The sequence below is a fragment of the Arthrobacter sp. TRD_SC_6 genome (assembly GCF_055361185.1).
In genome coordinates this window covers 754,267-775,264 of the sequence record NZ_CM143953.1, presented here as the reverse complement: position 1 = coordinate 775,264, position 20,998 = coordinate 754,267, and the positions used below count along the sequence as shown (strand labels likewise).

Here is a 20,998-nt window from a genome sequence, read left to right as displayed (position 1 = left end):
GGAAAGGGAACAAAATGGCAAAGCTTATTCTGACCCAGGAAGTCACCGGTCTCGGAACTGCGGGAGATGTTGTCGAGGTGAAGAACGGTTACGCACGTAACTACCTTCTGCCCCGCGGCTTCGCCCTCACCTGGACCAAGGGTGGCGAGAAGCAGGTCGAGTCGATCAAGGCTGCGCGTACCGCACGCGAGCACGCCTCGCTTGAGGACGCACAGCGCCAGGCTGCCGCACTGCAGGCCAAGCCCGTGAAGCTGACGGTCAAGGCCGGCGAGTCCGGTCGTCTCTTCGGTACCGTCAAGGCCGATGACGTCGCCAAGGCTGTTGAAGCAGCCGGCCTCGGCTCAATCGACAAGCGCAAGGTTGAACTGCCCGCCCACATCAAGTCGGTTGGCAGCTACCAGGCGAACGTCCGTCTCCATGAGGACGTAGCCGCTGTTATCGACCTTGAGGTCGTTAGCGCGTAGCACCAGCAGCAAGCAGTAAGCCCTCGCTCGGTTGAGCGGGGGCTTACCTGTTTAACCAGCCGTCAAGTTCCCGCTGACCATGTAGGCGTGGCCGAGGCGGGTGAGGTCCTCCAGGACGCTTACGTCGACGTCGTCCAGTCGGTTAATGTATAGGCTGGCGTCGTTCGTTTGAAACGAAGGCCACGAACTCCCGCGGGGACACGTCGGTGGGCATAGTCTTGTTCTCGGCCATAGGGCAGTATCGCTGGTGCCGTGGCTCGACGGCCAGCGGTGATCCTTGGCCACCTGGAACCCATCGTGAGGAGCGCAATGAAGTGTCCCGTCGACAATATTGACTTGGTGATGTCCGAACGAAGTGGGGTAGAGATTGACTACTGCCCCACCTGCCGCGGGGTATGGCTGGACCGCGGTGAGCTGGACAAGATCCTCGACCGCGCGGCGTCGATGGGAGGGCCTGCGAGGCCACATGCGGCTACGGCGCCACCCGTTGCCCCGCCGCTCCCGTCACCTTTGTTGAATCAGCCCACACGGACGGACCGGGGTTACGGACGGTATGACGACGATCGCCGCGACTCATACGATCGCCCCTACGGGCGGGATGAACGTCGGGAAGACAGCTACCGGGGTTCGGATGGGCGAGGATACGACGGGCGTCAAAAGCAGTACCGGAAGAAGAAGGACAACTGGCTGGGAGAGATGTTCGACTTCTAGGCGCATGCCCGTAGCAGCATGCTCAACCGCCTCATTCATCCATCTATGGGAATAAGGGGCCGTCACGCGCATATTAGGTGTGATGCACAACACACTCGTTTTGAATTTAGTTGTGGATAGGGGGTGCATAACGCACCCCCATAGGGCCGAATTTGGCTTCTGTCAACATGCAAGCTGGGGGTGAATGTTGATGGTCAGAAACTTTTTCTCCACAGGCCGTTTTCGGTATTTTGCCTAGTCAGAGCGCGGTTAGCGGTCTAACTTCTTTTGAATCCACAGTGTTGTCCCCAGCCCATACACACAACACGCCGGTCGATCGACCGTTTATACACACCCCCTGTGGATAAGTCACTTGGCGGGAGGCGCTTCGGCGACTAGCGTGGCGGGGTATCCCACACCGCAGGACTGTCAGTAGCAGCTGGTAGTTGTGATCTATCAGCTTGAAGTTCCAGACCGTCTTGTGGGCGCTCGGCTTGGGAATTCGGGGTAGCTACGGCAAGAAAGGCCGCACACGTGTCTTTGGCTCATGCGGATTCGTCATCAGAAACTCGTTCACCGGAGTTCGCCCGTACACCGCCCCAAGACTTGGTCGCTGAGCAGTCTGTACTCGGCGGAATGATGCTTTCTAAGGATGCCATCGCTGACTGCGTGGAGGTGCTGCGCGGGGTCGATTTCTACCGCCCCGCCCACGAGAGCATCTACGAAGCCATCATCGACCTCTACGGCCGGGGTGAGCCCGCTGATGCGGTCACCGTTTCTGATGAGCTGACCAAGCGCGGTGAAATCTCCCGCATCGGCGGTCCGGCTTATCTTCACACCCTTATCCAGTCAGTTCCTACCGCGGCCAATGCGGGCTTCTATGCGGAAATCGTCCGTGAGCGGGCAGTGCTCAGGCGATTGGTGGACGCCGGCACCAAAATTGTGCAGTTGGGTTACTCGAACGACGGCGAGGTTGACGACATCGTCAACGCGGCCCAGGCAGAGGTCTACGCGGTCGCCGAGCGGCGTACGGCTGAGGATTACGTGCCGCTGAAAGACATCATCGAGGGCACGGTCGACGAAATTGAATCGGCCGGGCACCGCGGTGAAGGCATGACCGGCGTGCCTACGGGTTTCTACGAGTTCGACGAACTGACGCAGGGCCTCCATGGTGGGCAGATGATCGTGATCGCGGCCAGACCGGCTATGGGCAAAGCCTTGGCGCTCGATACACTGCTGCCCACTCCGGATGGCTGGACCACCATGGGCGAGGTGTCGGTGGGCGATCAAGTGCTGGCAGCGGATGGGACTCCGACCGAGGTTGTGGCGGCCACCGAAACCATGGCTGGCCGACCCTGTTATGAGGTGACCTTCGACGACGGCTCTGCGATGATCGCTGATGAGGAACATCAATGGCTCACGGAGACGAGGGCTTCCCGCAGGTCAGCCCAGGCGGCTGCTGCCCAGAGCAGCGGATGTCGCAATCAGCGAACGTTTGCAGCTGTTCGAACCACCGGGGAGATAGCGCGTACCCTCCGCTGCGAGACCAAAGACCAGAGGCTGAATCACTCGGTCCGCAACACTCGCCCTCTCGCACTTCCCGCCGCTGACCTGCCAATTGGTCCGTACACGCTAGGCGCCTGGCTTGGTGATGGGGCTTCAATGGCGGCCAGAGTCACCACCGCCGATGAGGAGGTTCTGCTCCGCATCGGGGGAGAGGGTTATGAAACTGCCAGGGTGGCCGGCATCACCTACTCGGTTCGTCTTCGCGAGCAGTATGTTTTCTACGGGACGTGCGTGGTGTGCCAGCAGCCCTTCGAGAACAGGGTAAGACACGTCCGCACGTGCTCTCGAACCTGCGGGGCGCGAGCGAGTGCTGTTTCGGCGCCCGTCCCGCAAACCGTATGCGTCGATTGCGGGCGTCCATGCAGTGGCGGTCTCCGATGCATGCCATGTCGTAATTCGAACGGTTCCTTCCAGGCACAATTGCGAACGTTAGGCGTATTGGGCAATAAGCACATACCGGTCCAGTACCTTCGGGCGAGCGAAGCACAGCGTCGCGCGCTTCTGGCAGGCCTGCTCGATTCTGATGGCACCGTCACAGCAAACGGATGCGTCCAGTTCGCTGTTACCCACGAGCAGCTGGCCAAGGATTTTCGCGAGCTTGCTCTCAGTCTCGGCTATCGGACCGGCTGGTGGGAGAAACAAGTTAAGGGTAGGCGCGCGTCCTCGTCCACGTGCTTTGTCATCACCTTCTCGACCGATGACACAGTGTTTGGCCTTACCCGCAAACAGATCCTCCACAAGGAGAGGGATTGCCGTGCGACACCAAAGCGCACGCAACGGTTCATCACTTCGGTGAAACCGGTCGAATCCGTCCCTGTCCGGTGCATCCAAGTGGCGAACAGTGAGCACATGTACCTCGCTGGGCGTTCCTTCATTCCCACCCACAACTCGACCTTCGCTTTGGACTGGGCGCGCTCCGCGGCGATCAAGCACAACATGACCACGGTCTTCTTTTCGCTCGAAATGGGCCGGAATGAGATCGCAATGCGTCTGTTGTCTGCGGAAGCAACTATCGGCCTGCAGGATCTACGCAAGGGCACTGTCAAGGACGAGCAGTGGGGGAAGATCGCTACCACGATGGGTCGCATGAACGACGCTCCCTTGTTCATCGATGACAGCCCGAACATGTCCCTGATGGAGATCAGAGCCAAGTGCCGCCGCCTCAAGCAGCGCCACGACCTGAAGCTCGTGGTACTCGACTACCTGCAGCTGATGTCATCGGGAAAACGGGTGGAATCCCGCCAGCAGGAGGTATCGGAGTTCTCTCGAGCGCTGAAGCTGCTCGCCAAGGAACTGAACGTTCCCGTCGTCGCCCTTTCACAGCTCAACCGTGGTTCGGAGCAGCGAACCGACAAACGCCCGATGGTCTCCGACCTTCGCGAATCGGGATCAATAGAACAGGATGCGGATATGGTGATCCTTCTCCACCGCGACGACGTCTACGACAAAGAGTCACCACGCGCCGGCGAGGCCGACGTCATCGTGGCCAAGCACCGTAACGGTCCCACCAAAACGATGGTCGTTGGCTTCCAGGGACACTATTCGCGCTTCAACAATATGGCTGCAGACACCGGCGGTTTCTAGGCCCAACTCAGAGCTTAGGTCAGGGCAATCGGCTCGGGCGCAGAACGTGCGCGACGCCAGCCTGGTGAGAATCGAGCTCGACCGGACTGACCAGCACAGCCGGTCCCTGGTGAAGCCAACCTGAGGACAGCGGCTGGCACCGTATGCCACCCCGTCCGCGCATCGCCGCGTGAGCACCTGGCGCGAGCATCCGGTCCATCCACGCACATGGATGGGCCGGCCGGCCTGCACGGAACAGAACCGGTTCCCCGCCCGATTCAAGCGCGAACTCACGGCCTATGAGTGGAGCCAGTTCCGCACCCCGCACAATCACGTTGCGCCGCGTCAACAACGGATCGAACGGCCCGGCACCGAGCTCAGCCGCGATGGCTTCCAACGCCTCCACCGCAAACACCGTCACCGCCGCGTCCATGTGCGCAGCCTTTCCGAAGAAGCGGTCACCCACCACCCCTTTACCGGCAACTATCTCCGCGCGGTCGGCGTCTGCGGTGGGAACATCCGCCGCACCGTCCCGCGCACGCCCAAAATACGCGTGCTGCGGCGACACCAGAAGGTGCAGGATCTCGACGTCGTACCGGAAGCTGTCCATACTTCCACGGTAGCGGCCCGCTAAACCAAGCGTCGGTTGAACCTACCCGCCGGCCACGGACTGGATGATCATCACCTCCGAGCCGGGCGACACAGCGGTCCCCAATCCGTCAATCCGCCGCACGTCCTCGCCGTCTACGTACACGTTCACGTAACGGCGAAGGGATCCAGTCTCATCCCTGATCCGCCGCGCCAAAACAGGACGGCCATCGACCAAAGTGTCCAACACCGCAGAAACCGGCGCAGATGATTCCAGCTCGAGCTCAACCGAGGACTTGTCCTCCACAAGCGGCCTCAGCAGTGTTGGAATCAGGACGGTCACGGGGCTCATCAGGCGCTAACGGGAGCTGCAGTACCGACGACGACGGCGGCACGCACGCAGAGCACATCCGGCAGGTTCACTGCCACCTGGCTGAAAGTCGCGCCCTCGTCAGCGCTGGCATACACTGTTCCGCCGCGGGTGCCGAAGTACACGCCCACCGGTTCGGCGTTATCCACACCGGCAGCATCCCGAAGGACCGCGTTGTATTCGCCGTTCGGCAACCCGTTGTCGAGCCGCGTCCAGGTGCTGCCGGCGTCGTCGGTCCGGTGCACGGCCAGCCGGGCGTCCGGTGGGATGCGTTCGCCGTCGGCCTTCAGTGGGATCACCCAGGCGGTGCCGCCGCGCCGCGGGTGGGAAAGCATGACAAATCCGAAGTCCGCAGGGAGTCCCTCAGCAATCGAATCCCAGGTTTCGGCGCCGTCGTCGGACCGGTACACACCGTGGTGGTTCTGCGCGTACAGACGCTGGGGGTCCTGCGAATCGCGCGCGATCTTGTGGACGCACTGCCCAAACTCAGGGTTCGGATCCGGCATGAAGTAGGCCGAAATCCCCTTATTCTTTGGCTCCCAGGACTCGCCACCGTCTGTGGAGCGGTAGACCCCGCCGGTGCTCATGGCCACGTGGACGGTGTCGTCGACCGGGCTTGGGGCTACGGTGTGAGCTGCCGCGCCACCGAAACCGGCGCCCCACTCGGAGCGGTGCGGGTGGTCCCAGAGGCCACGGTTCAGCTCGAAGTGTTGCCCGCCGTCGGTGGATTTCCACACCGAGATGGGCTCACAGCCGGCCCACACTACGCCCGGCCGGTCCTCCGAGTCAGGCTGCAGCTGCCAGATGCGCCCAAGGGCAGTTTCATCGGACTCCGCGAACTTGATGGCGCCCTGCTCGGGTTCGGACCAAGTGGCGCCGAGATCGTCCGAGTAGACAACCGTGGGTCCCCAATGCCAGTCCATCATCCCGACCAGGATGCGCGTCCGCCCCTCACGCGTGTCGATGCCGACGCTCGGAATCTCGGTCATCAGGTGGTGCGGTTGGGAGAGCGTCCAACTCTGGCGGTCGGTGCTGGTGGCCAGCCACAAACCCTTCTTGGTGCCAATGGCCAGGACGGTGGTTTCCATGGGTCCTCGATTCGCTCAAAGCAGCTCGCGCGGCAACCGGAAATCACACCCGGCACCGCATGTAGACACTGTAAACAATGGCACAGGCGATCCGTCCTGTACATCCCCCGCCCGGAGCTACCTGACCCGGACATGCCGATACGCTTGGTTCCCATGGCCGTGTTTATAGATCCGCCGCTCTGGCCCGCGCACGGCACCCACTTCTCTCACCTAATTTCCGACGAATCGCTCGCTGAGCTACACGAATTCGCGGCGCAGGCCGGCATTCCCGGGCGTGCCTTCGACGTCGACCACTACGACGTTCCCTCCCGCCGCTACCGCCAGCTCGTGAACCAAGGCGCGCAGGAAGTGGACGGCGGAACGCTCGTGCGCATCCTCATCGCGAGCGGACTGAGGGTTCCAGCACGACGACGGCCCGAACGCATCCAACGCGCACTCCTGACCCGCTGGGGCCAGGTGCTCCCGGACGCGCCCGCGCTCGGCGCCGAGTTGCTGGAGCGCTGGGCCGAACCGCACCGCCGCTATCACACGCCGGAGCACCTGCTCGAAGTGCTTGAGGCGCTCGACCTGATCTTCGAGAACGACGACGATGACGACGCCACCCGCCGCGACGTCCGGCTCGCCGCCTGGTTTCACGACGCGGTGTATGAGGGCAAGGCTGGCGAGGACGAGGAAGCCTCAGCGGCGCTCGCCGAATCCCGTCTCGAGCGGATGGTCGAAGACGCCCGCGAGGTGGCACGGCTCGTCCGTTTGACGGCGTCACACTCCCCGGACGTAGGGGACCGGGCGGGTGAGCTTCTTTGCGATGCCGACCTCGCCGTTCTCGGCAGGCCGCCTGCAGGTTACGGACGCTACGTGAAAGCCGTTCGCGACGAGTACGCGCATGTCCCTGACGCCCAGTTCCAGGCGGGGCGCGCGGCCGTCGTCGGGCGTTTACTCTCGCTCGACCCGCTTTACCGGACCGACCGCGCCAAGGATCGGTGGCTGGCGCAGGCGCGCGAAAACCTCACCGCGGAGTTGGCTGCTCTGCGTTGAGCGGGGGCAGTGTGCACCGGTAACGACGGCGGTCCGGCCACCGCGCGTCGGTAGGCGCCGCTGTTGTCAACTTAGCGACTTTGCTGTTCCGTATATGGAACAGCAAATGATAACGTTCCGTATATGGGACATACACCTCTGGATGAGTGGATTCGAGAGTCTGGGCTGAGTAAGTCCTACGTCTCAGCCGCCTCAGGCGTGTCCCGATCCTCGATTCACCGTATCCAACACGGTGATACTGATCCCTCGATCGGCACTCTTCGAGAATTAGCCATAGCCTGTGGCTACGAGTTGGACGTCCAATTTCGTCGACTGTCTGATCCACTCGCCGCACAAGCGGCCAGATTCATCCTAGAAGATGGCTTCACCCCAGATAACCCTCATCAGGTAGGCCAATGGGTCAACAGATTTGAAAGGGTTGGCCTTGAGGATCCTGTCGCGATTGCTGAATACGCCGGGCGGGCCTCAGGGCTCCTTCACCTGCGCAAGCCGAGTGTCTACCTGCGAGGCGAGGTCGATGACCTGCGCCTGGCATCCGCCGCAGACGCTTCGGGTGCTCCTTGGGCTCTTTCAGGTCGAACCCACCTGCAACTAGGCATCGGGCACGCACTCGACGGGGTTGATGTGCTGTGGGCTGAGGACCCGCAGTTAGTAGCGACCCTCCTTGGTGACACCATGAAGATCGCCCGATCACCTCAAACCTCGACTGTTGTCATTGCCAAGGCCACACCAGCAGTTTTTCAAGGCTCGTTCACGCACCGAGGAATCAACTTCGTCGCCCCAATTCAGGCTCTCATTGACGGATTCTCATTAGGGGGCAATCTCGCCGAGGTCGCCCAAACAATCGCAAGGGGGTGGTGAGCGTGCCCAAGCAACGCAAGTGGGCTCCCGGAGCCAACCAATATCTGAAAGAACAGTCCACCGATGGCGCCTATCCGGGCGTCCGAACAGCACTGTCCAGTGACTCAGCGAGGCTGCGACTCTGCGGCTTCAGCTGGGATTCCTCCGCCGTCGACATCTCACGAATCCGTCGCGTAGGGACTGACAAAGCACGGGCCAGATTCCGCTCGTCACTGCCAGACCACATCTGGAACGCCGCAGCACTGGAAGGCAACAACTTCACCCTGCCCGAAGTCAGGACTCTCCTGGACGGGGTGACCGTCGGTGGGAAGTCGCTGGAGGACGCGAAGCAAATTCTCGCCCTGAGTGAGGGTTACTCCAGGGTGGACGAGCTGGTTAGAGACGGTGAATATACGCTGTCAAAACAGGTCTCTGACCAACTTCACGGCCTGGTGGCCCGCCACGAAGCCATCGAGAGCGGGCACTTTCGAGGCGAAGGAGCTGTCCCCGGTGGCGGGCACGTCCGACTTTCCAATGGAGGCCTCTACTCCCCGACTGAACCAAGCGAGGGCGGAGCAAACCTCATTGAGGAAATGGATGCGATTCTGGAGTACCTAGAGAGCGTCGAAGACCCCCGCGAACGAGCCCTCGCATACTTTGCTGCCGCCACCCGCCGTCAGTTCTATTTCGACGGCAACAAGCGATCGGCCCGGCTGGTGATGACCGGCGAACTGCTCAGTCATGGATACGACGCAGTGAATGTTCCCTTCGCTCGCAAGCTGGAGTTCAACGTCGCTCTGGACACACTATTTACAGAGGCTGACGGAACACGCCTGATGGCCTTCCTCGCCAGCTGTGCCCAAGCATGATGGGGAAAGAGAGAACGGGCTAGCGCAGGCGCGCGAAAACCTCACCGCGGAGTTGGCTGCTCTGCGTTGAGCGGCGGCAGCGTGCACCGATAACGACGGCGGTCCGGCCACCTCGGGTCGGTAGGCGCCGCTTCGACTTTGAAGCCGAGCCGGCGATAGAAGCGAAAAGCGTCGTCGTCGGTCTCGGCAACCAGTTTGGAGGCCGCGTGCTCCCGCCGGATGTATTGCACCAGCGCACGCCCCACTCCGCCTCCGCGGGCCGCAGCGTCAACGGCGATGTACTCAAGAACGACACGTTCGTCCTTGACCTCGAAGGCGGCGAATGCGGTGACGTTGACCGAATCACTGAGCCCGATCACGGACATACCAGGCAGTACCTCGGCAATGAGCCGCCGAAGTTCCGCGTCTTCCTGGCCCGCGGCATCCCGCAGGAGGGAAAGGAGCGACGGCGTCCGCAGCTGTTCCGGCGTGAGGGTCAGGATTCGGAGCATGGGATCATCGTGGCACAATTGTCGACAGTGTAAACATCTAGCCGCGTTCGTATTGGTCGGCACCGGTTCGCAGGGGCAAAACAGGAGGCAGCTTGACGCAGAAGCGCAGCACCTACCGGCACGGTGACCTGCGACGGGCGCTCATCGAGGCTGGCACGGAGCTTGCGCGTGAGGGCGGGCCGTCCGCCGTCGTCCTTCGTGAAGTCACCCGCCGCACGGGAGTCACCCCCAATGCCGCGTACCGCCACTTTGCGGACAAGCAGGCGCTGCTTCACGCGGTATCGATGGCCGCCCAGGCTGAACTTGCGTGCGCCATCGAGGACGAGCAGGCGGGGATCGAACCAACCGACGACGACGGCGCCATCGCCCAGGCGCGGTTGCGCGCCGTGGGTGCCGGGTACCTGCGGTTCGCGCAGACTCAGCCCGGACTGTTCCGGACCGCATTCGCAGGGCACTTCGATCTGAGGGACGCGGGAACGGCCGACTCGGCCGGTGCAAGCGGGCTAACTCCGTTTCAACTGCTTTCGGCTTCGCTGGACGGGCTGATGGAGGCGGGCGTACTTCCTGAGGAGCGGCGGCTGGGCGCGGAGTTCCTAGCGTGGTCCGCGGTACACGGCCTGGCGATGCTGGTGATCGACGGCCCGTTGCGTGGGCTGGACCCGAATCAGCGGGCATTTGCGGCACAGCGGTTGCTGGAGATGGTGGAGAAGGGGCTGTAAGTCAGGCGTCCTTCTCGGGGGAGCCTCTTCGTGAGGGGTTCTGTGGCCCACAAGCCTGCCGTCGAGGCCAACCAAGGTGACCTCTTCTGCGGAGCGGCCTACCGTCTTCACGGCTTTCAGGCTGAGCTTGGCATCCAGTGGCTCTCCGCAGCGTCGCAGGGGAAGAAGAGACCTCTGCCACCTGTGTCCCTCGACCGCCGCCTGGCGCTTGGCGCCTGCGCACCCAATCGGCCTTACCCTTTGCGCTGGATTGCGTAGTGACTGTTTTTGGTGACTTCAAGAAGTCAGTTTGTCCATTCGAACGAATTGCTCTTGCCGTGGACTGATTAGCATGCTTATGCTCCTTTCATCACTCTTAGTTGATGTCGGGGGCATGGGGTAAGCCGCTTCCTTTATCGCCTTTATTAGGAAGCGCAGTACACACATGATTGGTCTCCGCCGGGCTTTTGTACGCCCATTTTCCAGTATTTCTTCCCTTCTTGCACCGGCCGGTAAGGCGTCTTTGGTGGGTGCGTTAGCGGTTGCTATTTCCGCGTATGGCCTCACCGTTCCGGCCAGTGCTGCGCCCGTTTCGGGTGTGCAACCGTCTATGGTGCGGCCTGTTGCGGCAGTTCCGGCGATGCTTCCGGCGACCTCGACGGCCGCAGCCACTGAGTCCGGGGTTTTCGTACCGACGCAGGGTCGCCTGGTCGACACCAGGGACGGCACCGGCGGGGTGACCGGACCGGTCGCCGCGAACACCTGGACACCCATCCAGGCATCGGGAAGGGCCGGTGTCCCGACAACGGGTGCGAGTGCAATTGTGGTGACCCTGACGGCTATCGCCCCGTCCACCCCGTCGGATAGTTGGACCCAGCTGGCTTCAAATACCGATCGACCAACCGAGCAGACCACTAACCTGCACGCTGGTAGCGGCGATATCACCTCGAACACCGCGATTGTGCCGATCGGTTCGGATGGGAAGATCGCGTTGCGGACTTCAGCGTCCCAGCACTATGTGATCGAGTTGCAGGGTTACTTCACCGCTGGTAACACTCCGGCGCCTGGTGGGTATGTGCCGATCCAGAGTAAGCGGGTTGTTGATACCCGTGATGGGACTGGTACGCCGGCGGGTCAGTGGGCGAACAAGGAAGTTCACACCGTGAACCTGAAGAACGTGGTGGGAATTCCGGATACTGCTGGGGCCGTCTTCGCGAACGTGATCGTGATCAGCGGTGACCCTGATAGCCCGACGCCGACCTTATACCCGTATCCTGCGGGGTTGGTACCAACACCGGTAACAGCACCGCCGCGGAAGTGCAGTGGTGTCCCGGGGTTTGAAGATGGAAGGGTCAGCGCGGTCACGGACGGTAAGGACCAGACCCTGAGCTACACGTACGACAACAACGACCGGATCCTCGAAGTCCGTGAGGGCCTCACCTGCGTACCGGCCACGTGCGTGAGTTACGCCTATGACGGGAACGGGAACCTTCAGGAACGCAACGACGCTTCCGGGACAACTACTTACGGGTACGACGCCCAGAACAGGGCTACCACCAAGGCGGCGGGCGGGGTGACAACAACGCTTACCTACGATGGGGCTTCGAACATTCTCACGTTCAACGACCCGACGGGAACCATCACCTACAGGTACGATCCCGCGAACCGGCTGGCAGCGATGGCTGAACCCGGTGGTTCGTGCCCGGCGACGCCGGCCTTCCCGAACACCACCAAATGCGTGGCCTTCGATTACGACAAGAACAACCGCCGCACGGTCACCAAGTATCCCAACGGGGTGAAGAACACCACCGTGTTCGACAACGCCGGTAAGACCGGCAGCATCACCGCCACCAACACCGGCGGTACCGCCCTGGCCAAGCGCGCCTACACGTACACGTCAGGGGGCACAGGCAAGGATGGTTCGCTGCGTAAAACGATGACCACCGAAACCGGTGCAGTTACCACCTACGGGTATGACGTCTTGAACCGTCTGACCAGTGCAGCCCTGGGGTCTGTGACCGAGTCGTGGCAGTACGACAAGAACGGCAACCGTACCAGCGCAACTAAAACAGGTGCCACGACTCTCCACTCGACGTACAACGCAGCTGACCAGCTGTGCTGGACCTCGGCGAGTACCGGCACGTGCGGAACGATTCCAGCGTCAGCTAGGACTTACTCATACGACACGAATGGCAACACCACCCGCAACAGTAACGTTGCCCAGGGCTATAACGTGTTCGATCAGTTCATCTCCAGCGCCGTCTCCGGATCCGGTGTCACCACCAGCTTCGCTTATGCCGGGCTGCGCAACAATGAACGCACCAATGCGGGAAACACCAGTTTCCTCAACGGCTCCCTCGGAATCACCACTGAAACCACGGGAGGGGCCACCACCTCGTTCATCCGCGACCCGCAAGGCGCGTTGATCAGTATGCGCACCAGCACGGGGGCGTCCTTCTACTACACAACCGACGCACTGGGATCGGTCATCCTGCTCACCGACACCAATCAAGCGAAAGCAGCGACCTACACCTACGATTCCTGGGGCAACACCACAGCCACCGGAACCCAAGCCGCAGCCAACCCCTGGCAATACGTTGCCGGCTATAAGGACACCGAAACCGGGTACACCAAATTCGGTGCCCGCTACTACGACCCCACCATAGGCCGCTTCACCCAACTCGACCCCTCCGGACAAGACCCCCACTACACCTACGCAATGAACAATCCGTGTACGTATACAGATCCCACGGGGCTGGCCGCTGTCGATGATTGTGTCCAGGACAAGATTGTCGGCAGCTCCCTACTGTACGGCGGTATTGGAGCGGTCGTAGGCGGAGTTACGGGTGCAATATTGGGGCTCCCAGCGGGCGGTGTTGGAGCGATTTTCGGCGCTATCGGGGGTGCAATTGGGGGTGCCGCAATTGGAGGTACCCGAGGAGCTTTGAACGGTGTTGTCTCAGGAAACATCCTCTGTCGCATCCCACTCCCGGATAGCCTCGAGTGGTTGCGATAGTTGAACTTACCCAAGATTTCGCGCAGTGGAGGAGAAATATTATGGAGAAGCCTCGGTCCCGCAATTCTCAGCCGCCAGGAAAGGTCGCTCAGTATCTTCAGCAAGAATCAGGGCTACTGAACGTGACCGGACGCGAGCTGAGTACGTGGCGATTGGTTTTGTTGATTTTTCCTCCGCCCTTTGCCTGGATCGTCTATGAGTTGGCGGGGCTGTTACCAGGCATCCTCGTAGGGGGTTTTCTCTATCTCGGTTTGGTTTGGTTTATCCTTCACGGGCACAGGAAACAAAAGCGAAATAAGCCCAAACCGTCATCCACTGACGAGTAGGAACAACACAAGAGAAGCATTGAACCCGGACTCCTCCTGATGCGCGACGTCGGCGACTGAGACAGGACACACCGATAGATTCTGTCTCGTTTCCCGTGACCTATTTATCTGTCTCGATAACGGGCGCGCACCAGCACTGGGGCGTCCTTTTACGACACAACCGACGCACTCGGCTCAGTCATCCTGCTTACTGACACCAACTAAGCCAAAGCAGCCACCTACACCTACGACTCCTGGGGCAACACCACAGCCACAGGAACCCAAGCCGCAGCCAACCCTTGGCAATACGTCGCCGGCTATAAAGACACCGAAACCGGGTACACCAAGTTCGGTGCCCGCTACTACGACCCCACCACCGGCCGATTCACCCAACCAGACCCCTCCGGACAAGAAGCCAACGCATACCTCTACGCGGCAGCCAACCCTGTCAACAGAACCGACCCCTCTGGTCTCTTCAGTATCGGGGATGGTATTGGTGGGCTCTTCAATGCAGCAGTAGCCTCGGTCGGAATCGGGCTGTCCTTAGCAGCTAAATCGAATCCCCCTACTCTAATCGGAGGGGCATTCGCGAGTTGTGCCGGCGGAGCGCTGGGTGAGGCTATAGGCAATGGAATAGATGGTGAAAGCACTTCCGTCGAGGACTTGGGTGGGGCGTGCGGATTCGGAGCTGCCTCATTCCTCCTCGGAGGGGTTATTGGTAAAGGCGTCGCAAGCGCGAGTGCCAAGAAGAACTGAAAAGTGGACTGGAAAGGAAAAGTTTGTTCATCGTCTTGCTTGCATCCGCAGGAATCGCCGTCGCGGTGGCCTTCTGGCTACTCTTTATCTATGCCCTCCGCTTCGAAAAAAATGATAAAAGTTGGCGCCGACGGAAGTTTCTGGTTGGATCAATCGTTTCCTCGCTTCTCGCAGGAATAGCGCTAGTAATATCGACAAAATACTCGTGAGCGCTTCAGACGTACATCGTGCGACGTTCGGGAACAGCGGCGAGCGAGTCGCACAGTCCTCTACACCCAAACACGTGCTCACAACGGGCATCATCATCTCAGCGATTGGTGTTGTGGGGATCGTGCTTTCCATGAGCGGCCTGGACTGGTAGGCGGGTAACAATTATGTACCTACCGGTCGTCATCATGGGAGCAGTCTTCATAGTGCTGGGGGCGCTCGTTCTAACGTTTCGAAGTAAAGCCCATACTGTAGTTACTTCCCGTTATCAGAAGGTGAACACAAGCGACAGTCATGCAGGAACGGCTCCGGGCAAGGGGTTCATACCCTTCCTTGGAGCAGCTCTTGTCATCGCTGGCTGCGTGGCAATAGTTCTAGGCCTCATCTCAAACGGATAAGGCTCAGTCCACAAAGTAGGAAGAGCTGCTGTGGCAGAACGTAAGAAGACAATCACCGGGAAGGCCGTTCTCTTCTTTGCCGGTCTAGCCGTAGTGCTCGCAGTTGTGCTCGGTGTCGTCTTCGGTTGGCAGTACTCCATTATCGGGCTCTGCGCAGGACTAGGTCCGATGATCGGAGGCTATTTCGGCAACAAGAAGGCTCATAAGGTAGATGCCTATCGCGAAGAGTGGCTTGCCCAACGCAAAAGCGGGAATGACAAGGAAGCATAAACGTCAAGAGGGAGCCCTCGGCAGTTTCCTTCGATTTTGCTGGTGAGAAGGACGTTTTCAGAGACCGGTTCTCGATTCGCGCACGAGATCGAGCTCGTGCTGCTGCACTCGGATGGCGGACGAATTTGAGCTGGTCCCGAAGAAGTTAGCCGGTTGATTAAGAGGTTATGCAATAGTGCGAGCCCCGTCGAGAAATCACTCAGTGAAGTACTAGCGGACCTTCCCTGATCGGGCGGTAAGTTTCACTTGGAACCGCGCCGATTGCCTTGGGCGGAAGCTACTGGTGGCGTTGGATGTGCCGTAGCTGGCGCTGTGGGCGGTGCTGTCGCCGGTGGCGCCGGAGGCGGGCTTGCCGCAAGCATTGATGGCAAAGATCAAGAAGAACGAATTGAAAGCACTCGAGATGGCGCCATCCTCGTCGGGTTGGCCGGTCTCACCGGCGGAATAACCGGCGGCTTCCTCAAGGCCAAAAAGCTAGTGACAGATTAGAAGGTGGCGAAATGACCGCGTTGCAACTCTCAATTATGGCGGTTGGTCTTACATGTATGGTGATTGCTGTCTTTGTCTCCCTTTATCTGGTCGTTAGGAGGAGCGCCATTGTGGCGAGGAATCACCAACCTCGTTACGTAGTCGCGATCTTGGGTCTTTTCATCCCGGGCGGAATACTCGTGATGGCTGCGGTCGTCACCTGAAAGCGGTCTTCATCTTAATCGGGAGCCCATCTGCCCTGCGGCTCACGATGGTCGATCTGAAGGAATGACGCTTCGCTCCGTGTAATGGACCCAAAAGAATTTCGGGAGCCAGCGCAGAACTCGGTATAGGTTAAAAAGTTAACCCTTCATTTGGCCGCGATAAGACAACTAAGGTCCATTTCGGGCATGACGCCGACGAAACGGTGATCGTTAGACGCACATTCAGGTTGACGTGGTCGGCCAGATACGCGATCTACTCGGAGAGGTCAATGCGCTTCGGTTGCGGCGCGGGCATAAAATTGTCTCTCGCTGGGATGACCACCTTCGGGGCTCTAGGAGGAGGCCTTCTCGGAGGTACATTGGGCGCTATTGGCGGTGCGTTCACAGGTCTTGCCGGAGGCTTCATTAGCGGCCTCATCTACTGTAGAGAATAGAAGCTGATTGGTTGCCTGCTAAGACGGATCTTCCCGGATCTTCTGCCCATTCACAGGAGCTCCCAGCGGGTCTCGTGGTGAGCTTAGCAGGCACACTACTAGGCGATGGGAGCTTCTTTTACCCTATCGAATCTGTGTATGAAGAGCCTTTTGGAACGTGCTAGTCACTCGCAATCAATCAACTCACCCTTCTTCGGATAAGAAAACCGGGCATCTAGCACAAACTGCTCGCTTTGGTCCAGCACGAATTACTGCGGTTCGGGAATGCTTTACCCCTGGTTCTTCTTTCCACGGCGAAGGACGCGAGCCGCGGCTAGTGTGCAGAGGAAGAGAAGGATGAAAGGAACGCCATACGTTACCCAGGGAGATAACCCCGTGGCTGCTCCCCACACGGCACCAATAGCGGAGACTAGGAAGACTCCAACAAACCAAGCGATTACATGAAATCGGACGATAAGGGACTTTTGATCACTGTTCAAAGCCATACATCAACTTAGAATTAATGACGCGATGATGGGAGCAATAGGGCAGGTCGTGGTCTCGGAGACCACTGGCAGTAGTCAAAACACGAAGTCGAGAGGATGAGCTGGCGGATCGCGCGGCTCATCCACTTTTGTGTCTATAGTTCGCCTTCGGGGGCCTGTTCAGCGTGCCGGGACTGCGCTGCCGCGCTTATCATCACGAAGGGAGTCGGACTCTCTCGAACGCACTTTAACCTGGTCAGCTTCAGCACGGAGGACCTGTTCACAACCCCTAGGATCGCTCCGGGCGCCTCTGCTCCAAACATACTGGCGTGTCTGCTGGCCCGTCGACGACTTCGACAGCATGTTTCCGCTCCCGTCCTCGCCTGAGTGAGCGGTCCTCACCGTCGATAGTCCGCTCGTCAAGGCCCGGCTCCGGGCCCCCAACCCGCCAGAACCCTAGTCCCGCTTGTGCCCGGTGTTATCTCCCATGTGGTTGCCCGGCCGGTCCATCCATCCCGGCCTGTCGGAAAACTGTCCCGGGCGGGACGCCGTAACGTCCTCTTCTTCCCGGTTCTCCCAGGTCTGGACCGAGTTGCGGTAGCGGTAGCGCAGTACATGGCCACGGGCGAAGAGCACGACGGCGGTCACCACCATCACCGCGCCGATGGCCAACAGCACGCCCGATCCTGACGGCACGGGCACATCACGTGCAGCCGCCGTCGCATAACCGGAAATACCCTGCGGCACGAAGAAGGTGCTGAGGATCACCAGCCCACCCGCGATGATGAAATGTTTGACGCCAACCTTCATGGTGCCTCCAAAGCACAGTCCGGCTTCCAGCCTACCGATAAGGGCAGATCGCAGAAGAGAAACCCCTAGGCTTGATTCCGTGACAACCACCGTCCCCGACCGCCGCCAGCTCAGCCGCTCCATCCTTCGGCTTGCGGTCCCGGCACTCGGCGCGCTCATCGCCGAGCCGCTCTTCCTCCTGGCGGACTCGGCCATCGTGGGGCACCTTGGCGTCAGCGAACTCGCTGGCGTGGGCCTCGCCGCCACCGTGCTTCAGACCGCCGTCGGGCTCATGGTCTTTCTGGCCTACTCGACCACCCCTGCGGTGGCCCGCTTCCTCGGCGCCGGGCGCATGCAGGACGCCCTCGCAGCAGGGCGCGACGGCGTCGGGCTGGCGCTGCTGCTCGGCGTCGCCCTGTCGGTGCTCGGCTGGATCTTCGCGCCGTCGCTCGCGACGGTCATGGGCGCCGAGGGTGAGGTGCACCGGTACGCCGTCGACTACCTGCGGTTCTCCATGCCAGGACTGACGGCCATGCTGATAGTCCTCGCTGCAACGGGAGTGCTGCGCGGCCTTCAGGACACCCGGACGCCGCTGATCGTCGCGGGAGCAGGTTTCGGAGCCAACATAGTGCTCAACTTCATCCTGGTCTACGGGTTCGGGCTCTCAGTCGCCGGGTCAGCCCTGGGAACCAGCATCGCCCAGTGGTGGATGGCCACCGTCTACCTCGTGATCATCTTCCGGTTCTCCAGGCAGCACACCGTGACGCTCCGGCCCACGTGGCGGGGAGTCAGGGCGACAGCGCGCGTGGGTTCCTGGCTCATGCTGCGGACCGCCAGCCTCCGGTTCGCCATCCTGGCCACAGTGATCGTCGCTACCTCGCAGGGCGCAGTATCGCTCGCTGCGCACCAGCTGGTCATGACCGTCTTCGCCTTCCTGGCCTTCGCCCTCGACGCCCTTGCCATCGCCGCGCAGGCCCTGATCGGCAAGGAGCTCGGCGCTGGAAACAAACCGCTGGCACACGCGCTGACCCGCACAATGATCCGCTGGGGCATCGGCTTCGGAGTGATCACCGGCGTCCTACTCGCAATAGTTGCCCCGTTCTCCGGCTGGATCTTCACCTCCGACCAAACCGTGCAGGCGGCCTTCGCCGCCGGACTCTGGGTGCTCGCGGCCGCGCAGCCGCTCTGTGGCTACGTGTTCGTGCTCGACGGCGTCCTCATCGGTGCAGGCGACGCCAAGTATCTGGCGCTCGCCGGCGTCGTCAATCTGGTCCTCTACCTGCCACTGCTGGCGATCGTCTTCTCGGCGGGCCTGACGGGCGTGACCGGGATTGTCTGGATGTGGGCGGCCTTCGGCGTCGGCTACATGGCTGCGCGTGCACTCACGCTGGGCTGGCGTGTGCGAACGGACCGCTGGATGGTTACCGGTGTTGCCTAGGACTACACTTGCTACGTCCTGAAAAGCGACGCCAGAAGTGCGAAATGCCAGAGAGAGGCAGGAAATGACCGAGGATCCCATCGGCACTTCCGCATCCCCGACCCTGTGGCGGGCTTTCCTGCTCCGCGCCGCAGTAGCGGGTGCCTTCGGGCTGCTCACCATTTTCTGGGGGAGCCCCTCGGTTCATGTGATGTCCGTAGCGGGCGGTCTCTACTTCTTCGGCCTAGCCGCCACCGTTTTCCTCGCCGGGCGGAGCGTCGCTGAGCAGCGCGCCGCCCCTGCACCGATTGCCGCCGCGCCGGCAGTGCTCCTCGCCGCGGCTGGCCTGCTGAACCTCATCCTCCATTCGGACAGCATGTTCGCGCTGACCGGGGCGGTAGCGCTGATCGCGTCCGGAGCTGCGGAGCTCTTTGTCGGGATCAGAAACCGCCGCAGGCATGCCGCAGCACGGGACTTCCTGCTCGTCGGCGCGGTTTCCGTCCTCACCGGAGCTCTGCTCCCGCTCTTCCAATCGTTGGGCGCTCACGCCCTCCTCGGGGTGTCCGGCGGCGGCGCGGTGATCACCGCCGTCGTACTGGCCCTCGCAGCGCTGAGCTACCGGCATGATGCCCGCCAGGCGCTGAACTCCGCAACCCCGCAGCAACCCGTAAACTAGGGTTCTACCAATCGTAGAATTTGAGGAGAAGGAACATTGTCCAAGCAGGCCAATGGGGTCAAGGGGCCTCTCGCCTTCTCGGCGATCCTGGGCGTGGTCGCAGGCGTCGCGACCATGGTCTTCTCCACCGGCGGCGGCACCCGTGAACTCCGGGTTGACCTCGGCCTTACCGCTGGCGGGATCGCGTTCATCGTGTGCCTGGTCATCAGCGCCATGCTCCTGATGACCGCGAAGCCCAACGCCGAACACCTCGGGAAGGGCACCGGCGTCAACCGCTCCTCCGCCAAACCGCGCGGCGGTCCAGCGGGCCGAAATGGAGCCAATGGCGCGGGCACCCAGAGTGGTCAGGCCAAGAACGACAACGGCGCCACGGGCTAAGCGAGCCCTGCACGCGCGCCCTGTGCACAACCCTGCAAAACGGGCAGCCTCGCACGGTACAAGTCTCGGTGGGAGCCTAGAATGTCATACGTTACTTGTTCTCCCGCATCCCGGGTCGGGGGATTTCCCATGGAGGCGTTGTGTCGGTGCCGGTAGAGAAGAAGTCTGACATTCAGACAATCAGGAAAACGAGCCTCCGGGAGACCGTTGCCCGCGCTCTGAGGGCTGCGATTATCTCGGGCGAGATGACCCCCGGAATTGTCTACTCGGCTCCAAGCCTGGGGGCACGCTTCGGTGTATCCGCGACCCCAGTGCGCGAGGCCATGCTTGACCTGGTCCGCGAGAACCTCGTCACGGTCGAGCCGAACAAGGGATTCCGTGTTACCGAGGTCTCCGACGACGACCTTGACCATATGGCGCAGATCCGGATCCTCCTTGAACCCCCTGTCGTTCGCGACGTCACCCCGATCATCCCGGAGTCCGACTTCCCCATGCTGCGTGCAATGGCGCAGGAGATCGTGGACCGCGGTACTGAGGGCGATCTCGTGGCGTACATGGATGCAGACCGCGAGTTCCATATCCGTTTGCTCGAGTACAGCGGGAATACCCGCTTGGTCGAGCTGATCTCAGACCTGCGGTCGCACAGCCGCCTGCTCGGGCTCACCAATCTCTCGGAGCAGGGTACGCTGCGGCAGTCTGCCGAGGAGCACCTCACCATGGTGGACCTCATCGAGGCGCGCCAGGCGGAAGAGCTTGAGGCCCTGATGCGGAAGCACATCACCCATGTGCGTGGCCTGTGGGCAAGGCCCGATGCCACGGACGCAACGTCCTAATCACGAAACCCGTTCGAGGATCCCGCAGTGCTGTGGGACGAATTCCGGCCCCGGAGGGTCATCCAGGGCGGCAACATCATGGGTTAAGCCCGTCAACCTGG

At 61.1% G+C, this 20,998-nt stretch carries 19 protein-coding genes and 1 pseudogene; 15 read left to right on the top strand and 5 right to left on the bottom strand.

From position 1 onward, the window contains the following. The first annotated feature begins 14 nt into the window (after positions 1 to 14). The 3 genes from rplI to dnaB all read left to right on the top strand — a co-directional run bounded on the left by rplI (position 15) and on the right by dnaB (position 4,304). The gene (rplI, locus tag ACWA1U_RS03795) at positions 15 to 464 is read left to right on the top strand and encodes a 50S ribosomal protein L9 (RefSeq protein ID WP_463724022.1); all 450 of its coding nucleotides are present in this window, start codon (positions 15 to 17) and stop codon (positions 462 to 464) included. 309 nt (positions 465 to 773) lie between these two features. Further along, positions 774 to 1,175 carry a TFIIB-type zinc ribbon-containing protein gene (locus ACWA1U_RS03790; RefSeq protein ID WP_463724021.1) on the top strand — a complete coding sequence of 134 codons (402 nt, stop codon included), beginning with the start codon at positions 774 to 776 and terminating at the stop codon, positions 1,173 to 1,175. A gap of 513 nt (positions 1,176 to 1,688) precedes the next feature. Continuing rightward, positions 1,689 to 4,304, top strand: a complete 2,616-nt coding sequence (gene dnaB / locus ACWA1U_RS03785) for a replicative DNA helicase (protein WP_463724020.1) — start codon at positions 1,689 to 1,691, stop codon at positions 4,302 to 4,304. Positions 4,305 to 4,323: 19 nt separating this feature from the next. Here dnaB and ACWA1U_RS03780 read toward each other — a convergent pair whose 3' ends face one another. Genes ACWA1U_RS03780 through ACWA1U_RS03770 form a run of 3 tightly spaced genes read right to left on the bottom strand, consistent with a single transcriptional unit; the run spans position 4,324 to position 6,329 of the window. Then, positions 4,324 to 4,893 carry an MOSC domain-containing protein gene (locus ACWA1U_RS03780; protein WP_463724019.1) on the bottom strand — a complete coding sequence of 190 codons (570 nt, stop codon included), beginning with the start codon at positions 4,891 to 4,893 and terminating at the stop codon, positions 4,324 to 4,326. A 42-nt stretch (positions 4,894 to 4,935) separates the two neighbouring features. Continuing rightward, complete coding sequence (locus tag ACWA1U_RS03775; RefSeq protein ID WP_463724018.1) at positions 4,936 to 5,223, bottom strand: MoaD/ThiS family protein; 288 nt, start codon at positions 5,221 to 5,223, stop codon at positions 4,936 to 4,938. After that, on the bottom strand, positions 5,223 to 6,329 hold the full coding sequence (locus ACWA1U_RS03770) for a WD40/YVTN/BNR-like repeat-containing protein (protein ID WP_463724017.1): 1,107 nt from the start codon (positions 6,327 to 6,329) through the stop codon (positions 5,223 to 5,225). Before ACWA1U_RS03770 ends, ACWA1U_RS03775 begins: the two co-directional genes overlap by 1 nt. 153 nt (positions 6,330 to 6,482) lie before the next feature. Here ACWA1U_RS03770 and ACWA1U_RS03765 point away from each other — a divergent pair, with 153 nt between their 5' ends. The 3 genes from ACWA1U_RS03765 to ACWA1U_RS03755 all read left to right on the top strand — a co-directional run bounded on the left by ACWA1U_RS03765 (position 6,483) and on the right by ACWA1U_RS03755 (position 9,073). Continuing rightward, positions 6,483 to 7,364, top strand: a complete 882-nt coding sequence (locus ACWA1U_RS03765) for a DUF4031 domain-containing protein (protein WP_463724016.1) — start codon at positions 6,483 to 6,485, stop codon at positions 7,362 to 7,364. Positions 7,365 to 7,487: 123 nt separating this feature from the next. Continuing rightward, entirely contained in the window at positions 7,488 to 8,225 is a 738-nt protein-coding gene (locus ACWA1U_RS03760) for a helix-turn-helix domain-containing protein (protein ID WP_463724015.1), read from the top strand. 2 nt (positions 8,226 to 8,227) lie between these two features. Then, a complete protein-coding gene (locus ACWA1U_RS03755) occupies positions 8,228 to 9,073 on the top strand; it encodes a Fic family protein (protein ID WP_463724014.1) in 846 nt (281 codons plus the stop codon). Positions 9,074 to 9,114: 41 nt separating this feature from the next. On the opposite strand, the gene ACWA1U_RS03750 is transcribed toward ACWA1U_RS03755, so the two are convergent. Next, positions 9,115 to 9,564 (bottom strand): GNAT family N-acetyltransferase, encoded by a 450-nt coding sequence (locus tag ACWA1U_RS03750; RefSeq protein ID WP_463724013.1) that lies wholly within the window; start codon positions 9,562 to 9,564, stop codon positions 9,115 to 9,117. A gap of 92 nt (positions 9,565 to 9,656) precedes the next feature. Here ACWA1U_RS03750 and ACWA1U_RS03745 point away from each other — a divergent pair, with 92 nt between their 5' ends. The 5 genes and pseudogenes from ACWA1U_RS03745 to ACWA1U_RS03725 all read left to right on the top strand — a co-directional run bounded on the left by ACWA1U_RS03745 (position 9,657) and on the right by ACWA1U_RS03725 (position 15,214). After that, complete coding sequence (locus ACWA1U_RS03745; protein ID WP_463724012.1) at positions 9,657 to 10,283, top strand: TetR/AcrR family transcriptional regulator; 627 nt, start codon at positions 9,657 to 9,659, stop codon at positions 10,281 to 10,283. Between the two features lie 505 nt (positions 10,284 to 10,788). Then, on the top strand, positions 10,789 to 13,278 hold the full coding sequence (locus ACWA1U_RS03740) for an RHS repeat domain-containing protein (RefSeq protein ID WP_463724011.1): 2,490 nt from the start codon (positions 10,789 to 10,791) through the stop codon (positions 13,276 to 13,278). Positions 13,279 to 13,841: 563 nt separating this feature from the next. Then, positions 13,842 to 14,339: pseudogene (locus ACWA1U_RS03735) on the top strand (RHS repeat protein); the annotation flags it as partial. A gap of 205 nt (positions 14,340 to 14,544) precedes the next feature. Continuing rightward, positions 14,545 to 14,700: a hypothetical protein gene (locus ACWA1U_RS03730; protein WP_463724010.1), complete on the top strand. Its 156-nt coding sequence runs from the start codon at positions 14,545 to 14,547 to the stop codon at positions 14,698 to 14,700. Positions 14,701 to 14,974: 274 nt separating this feature from the next. Further along, entirely contained in the window at positions 14,975 to 15,214 is a 240-nt protein-coding gene (locus ACWA1U_RS03725) for a hypothetical protein (protein ID WP_463724009.1), read from the top strand. Between the two features lie 2,046 nt (positions 15,215 to 17,260). Here ACWA1U_RS03725 and ACWA1U_RS03720 read toward each other — a convergent pair. Beyond that, positions 17,261 to 17,614, bottom strand: coding sequence for a hypothetical protein (locus ACWA1U_RS03720; protein WP_463724008.1), 354 nt, complete (start codon positions 17,612 to 17,614; stop codon positions 17,261 to 17,263). Positions 17,615 to 17,693: 79 nt separating this feature from the next. Here ACWA1U_RS03720 and ACWA1U_RS03715 point away from each other — a divergent pair, with 79 nt between their 5' ends. The 4 genes from ACWA1U_RS03715 to ACWA1U_RS03700 all read left to right on the top strand — a co-directional run bounded on the left by ACWA1U_RS03715 (position 17,694) and on the right by ACWA1U_RS03700 (position 20,897). Then, positions 17,694 to 19,031, top strand: coding sequence for an MATE family efflux transporter (locus ACWA1U_RS03715; RefSeq protein ID WP_463724007.1), 1,338 nt, complete (start codon positions 17,694 to 17,696; stop codon positions 19,029 to 19,031). A 64-nt stretch (positions 19,032 to 19,095) separates the two neighbouring features. Beyond that, complete coding sequence (locus ACWA1U_RS03710) at positions 19,096 to 19,686, top strand: hypothetical protein (RefSeq protein WP_463724006.1); 591 nt, start codon at positions 19,096 to 19,098, stop codon at positions 19,684 to 19,686. A gap of 36 nt (positions 19,687 to 19,722) precedes the next feature. Beyond that, entirely contained in the window at positions 19,723 to 20,064 is a 342-nt protein-coding gene (locus tag ACWA1U_RS03705; RefSeq protein WP_463724005.1) for a hypothetical protein, read from the top strand. Between the two features lie 140 nt (positions 20,065 to 20,204). After that, positions 20,205 to 20,897 carry a GntR family transcriptional regulator gene (locus ACWA1U_RS03700; RefSeq protein ID WP_463724004.1) on the top strand — a complete coding sequence of 231 codons (693 nt, stop codon included), beginning with the start codon at positions 20,205 to 20,207 and terminating at the stop codon, positions 20,895 to 20,897. Positions 20,898 to 20,998 lie beyond the last annotated feature (101 nt).

What these genes read in the sequence shown, in the direction of transcription:
- ACWA1U_RS03780 (WP_463724019.1), bottom strand. Translation starts at nt 4,893, where the DNA reads ATGGACAGCTTCCGGTACGACGTCGAGATCCTGCACCTTCTGGTGTCG.
- ACWA1U_RS03750 (WP_463724013.1), bottom strand. Translation starts at nt 9,564, where the DNA reads ATGCTCCGAATCCTGACCCTCACGCCGGAACAGCTGCGGACGCCGTCG.
- ACWA1U_RS03760 (WP_463724015.1), top strand. Translation starts at nt 7,488, where the DNA reads ATGGGACATACACCTCTGGATGAGTGGATTCGAGAGTCTGGGCTGAGT.
- ACWA1U_RS03770 (WP_463724017.1), bottom strand. Translation starts at nt 6,329, where the DNA reads ATGGAAACCACCGTCCTGGCCATTGGCACCAAGAAGGGTTTGTGGCTG.
- ACWA1U_RS03710 (WP_463724006.1), top strand. Translation starts at nt 19,096, where the DNA reads ATGACCGAGGATCCCATCGGCACTTCCGCATCCCCGACCCTGTGGCGG.
- rplI (WP_463724022.1), top strand. Translation starts at nt 15, where the DNA reads ATGGCAAAGCTTATTCTGACCCAGGAAGTCACCGGTCTCGGAACTGCG.
- ACWA1U_RS03775 (WP_463724018.1), bottom strand. Translation starts at nt 5,223, where the DNA reads ATGAGCCCCGTGACCGTCCTGATTCCAACACTGCTGAGGCCGCTTGTG.
- ACWA1U_RS03765 (WP_463724016.1), top strand. Translation starts at nt 6,483, where the DNA reads ATGGCCGTGTTTATAGATCCGCCGCTCTGGCCCGCGCACGGCACCCAC.
- ACWA1U_RS03720 (WP_463724008.1), bottom strand. Translation starts at nt 17,614, where the DNA reads ATGAAGGTTGGCGTCAAACATTTCATCATCGCGGGTGGGCTGGTGATC.
- ACWA1U_RS03790 (WP_463724021.1), top strand. Translation starts at nt 774, where the DNA reads ATGAAGTGTCCCGTCGACAATATTGACTTGGTGATGTCCGAACGAAGT.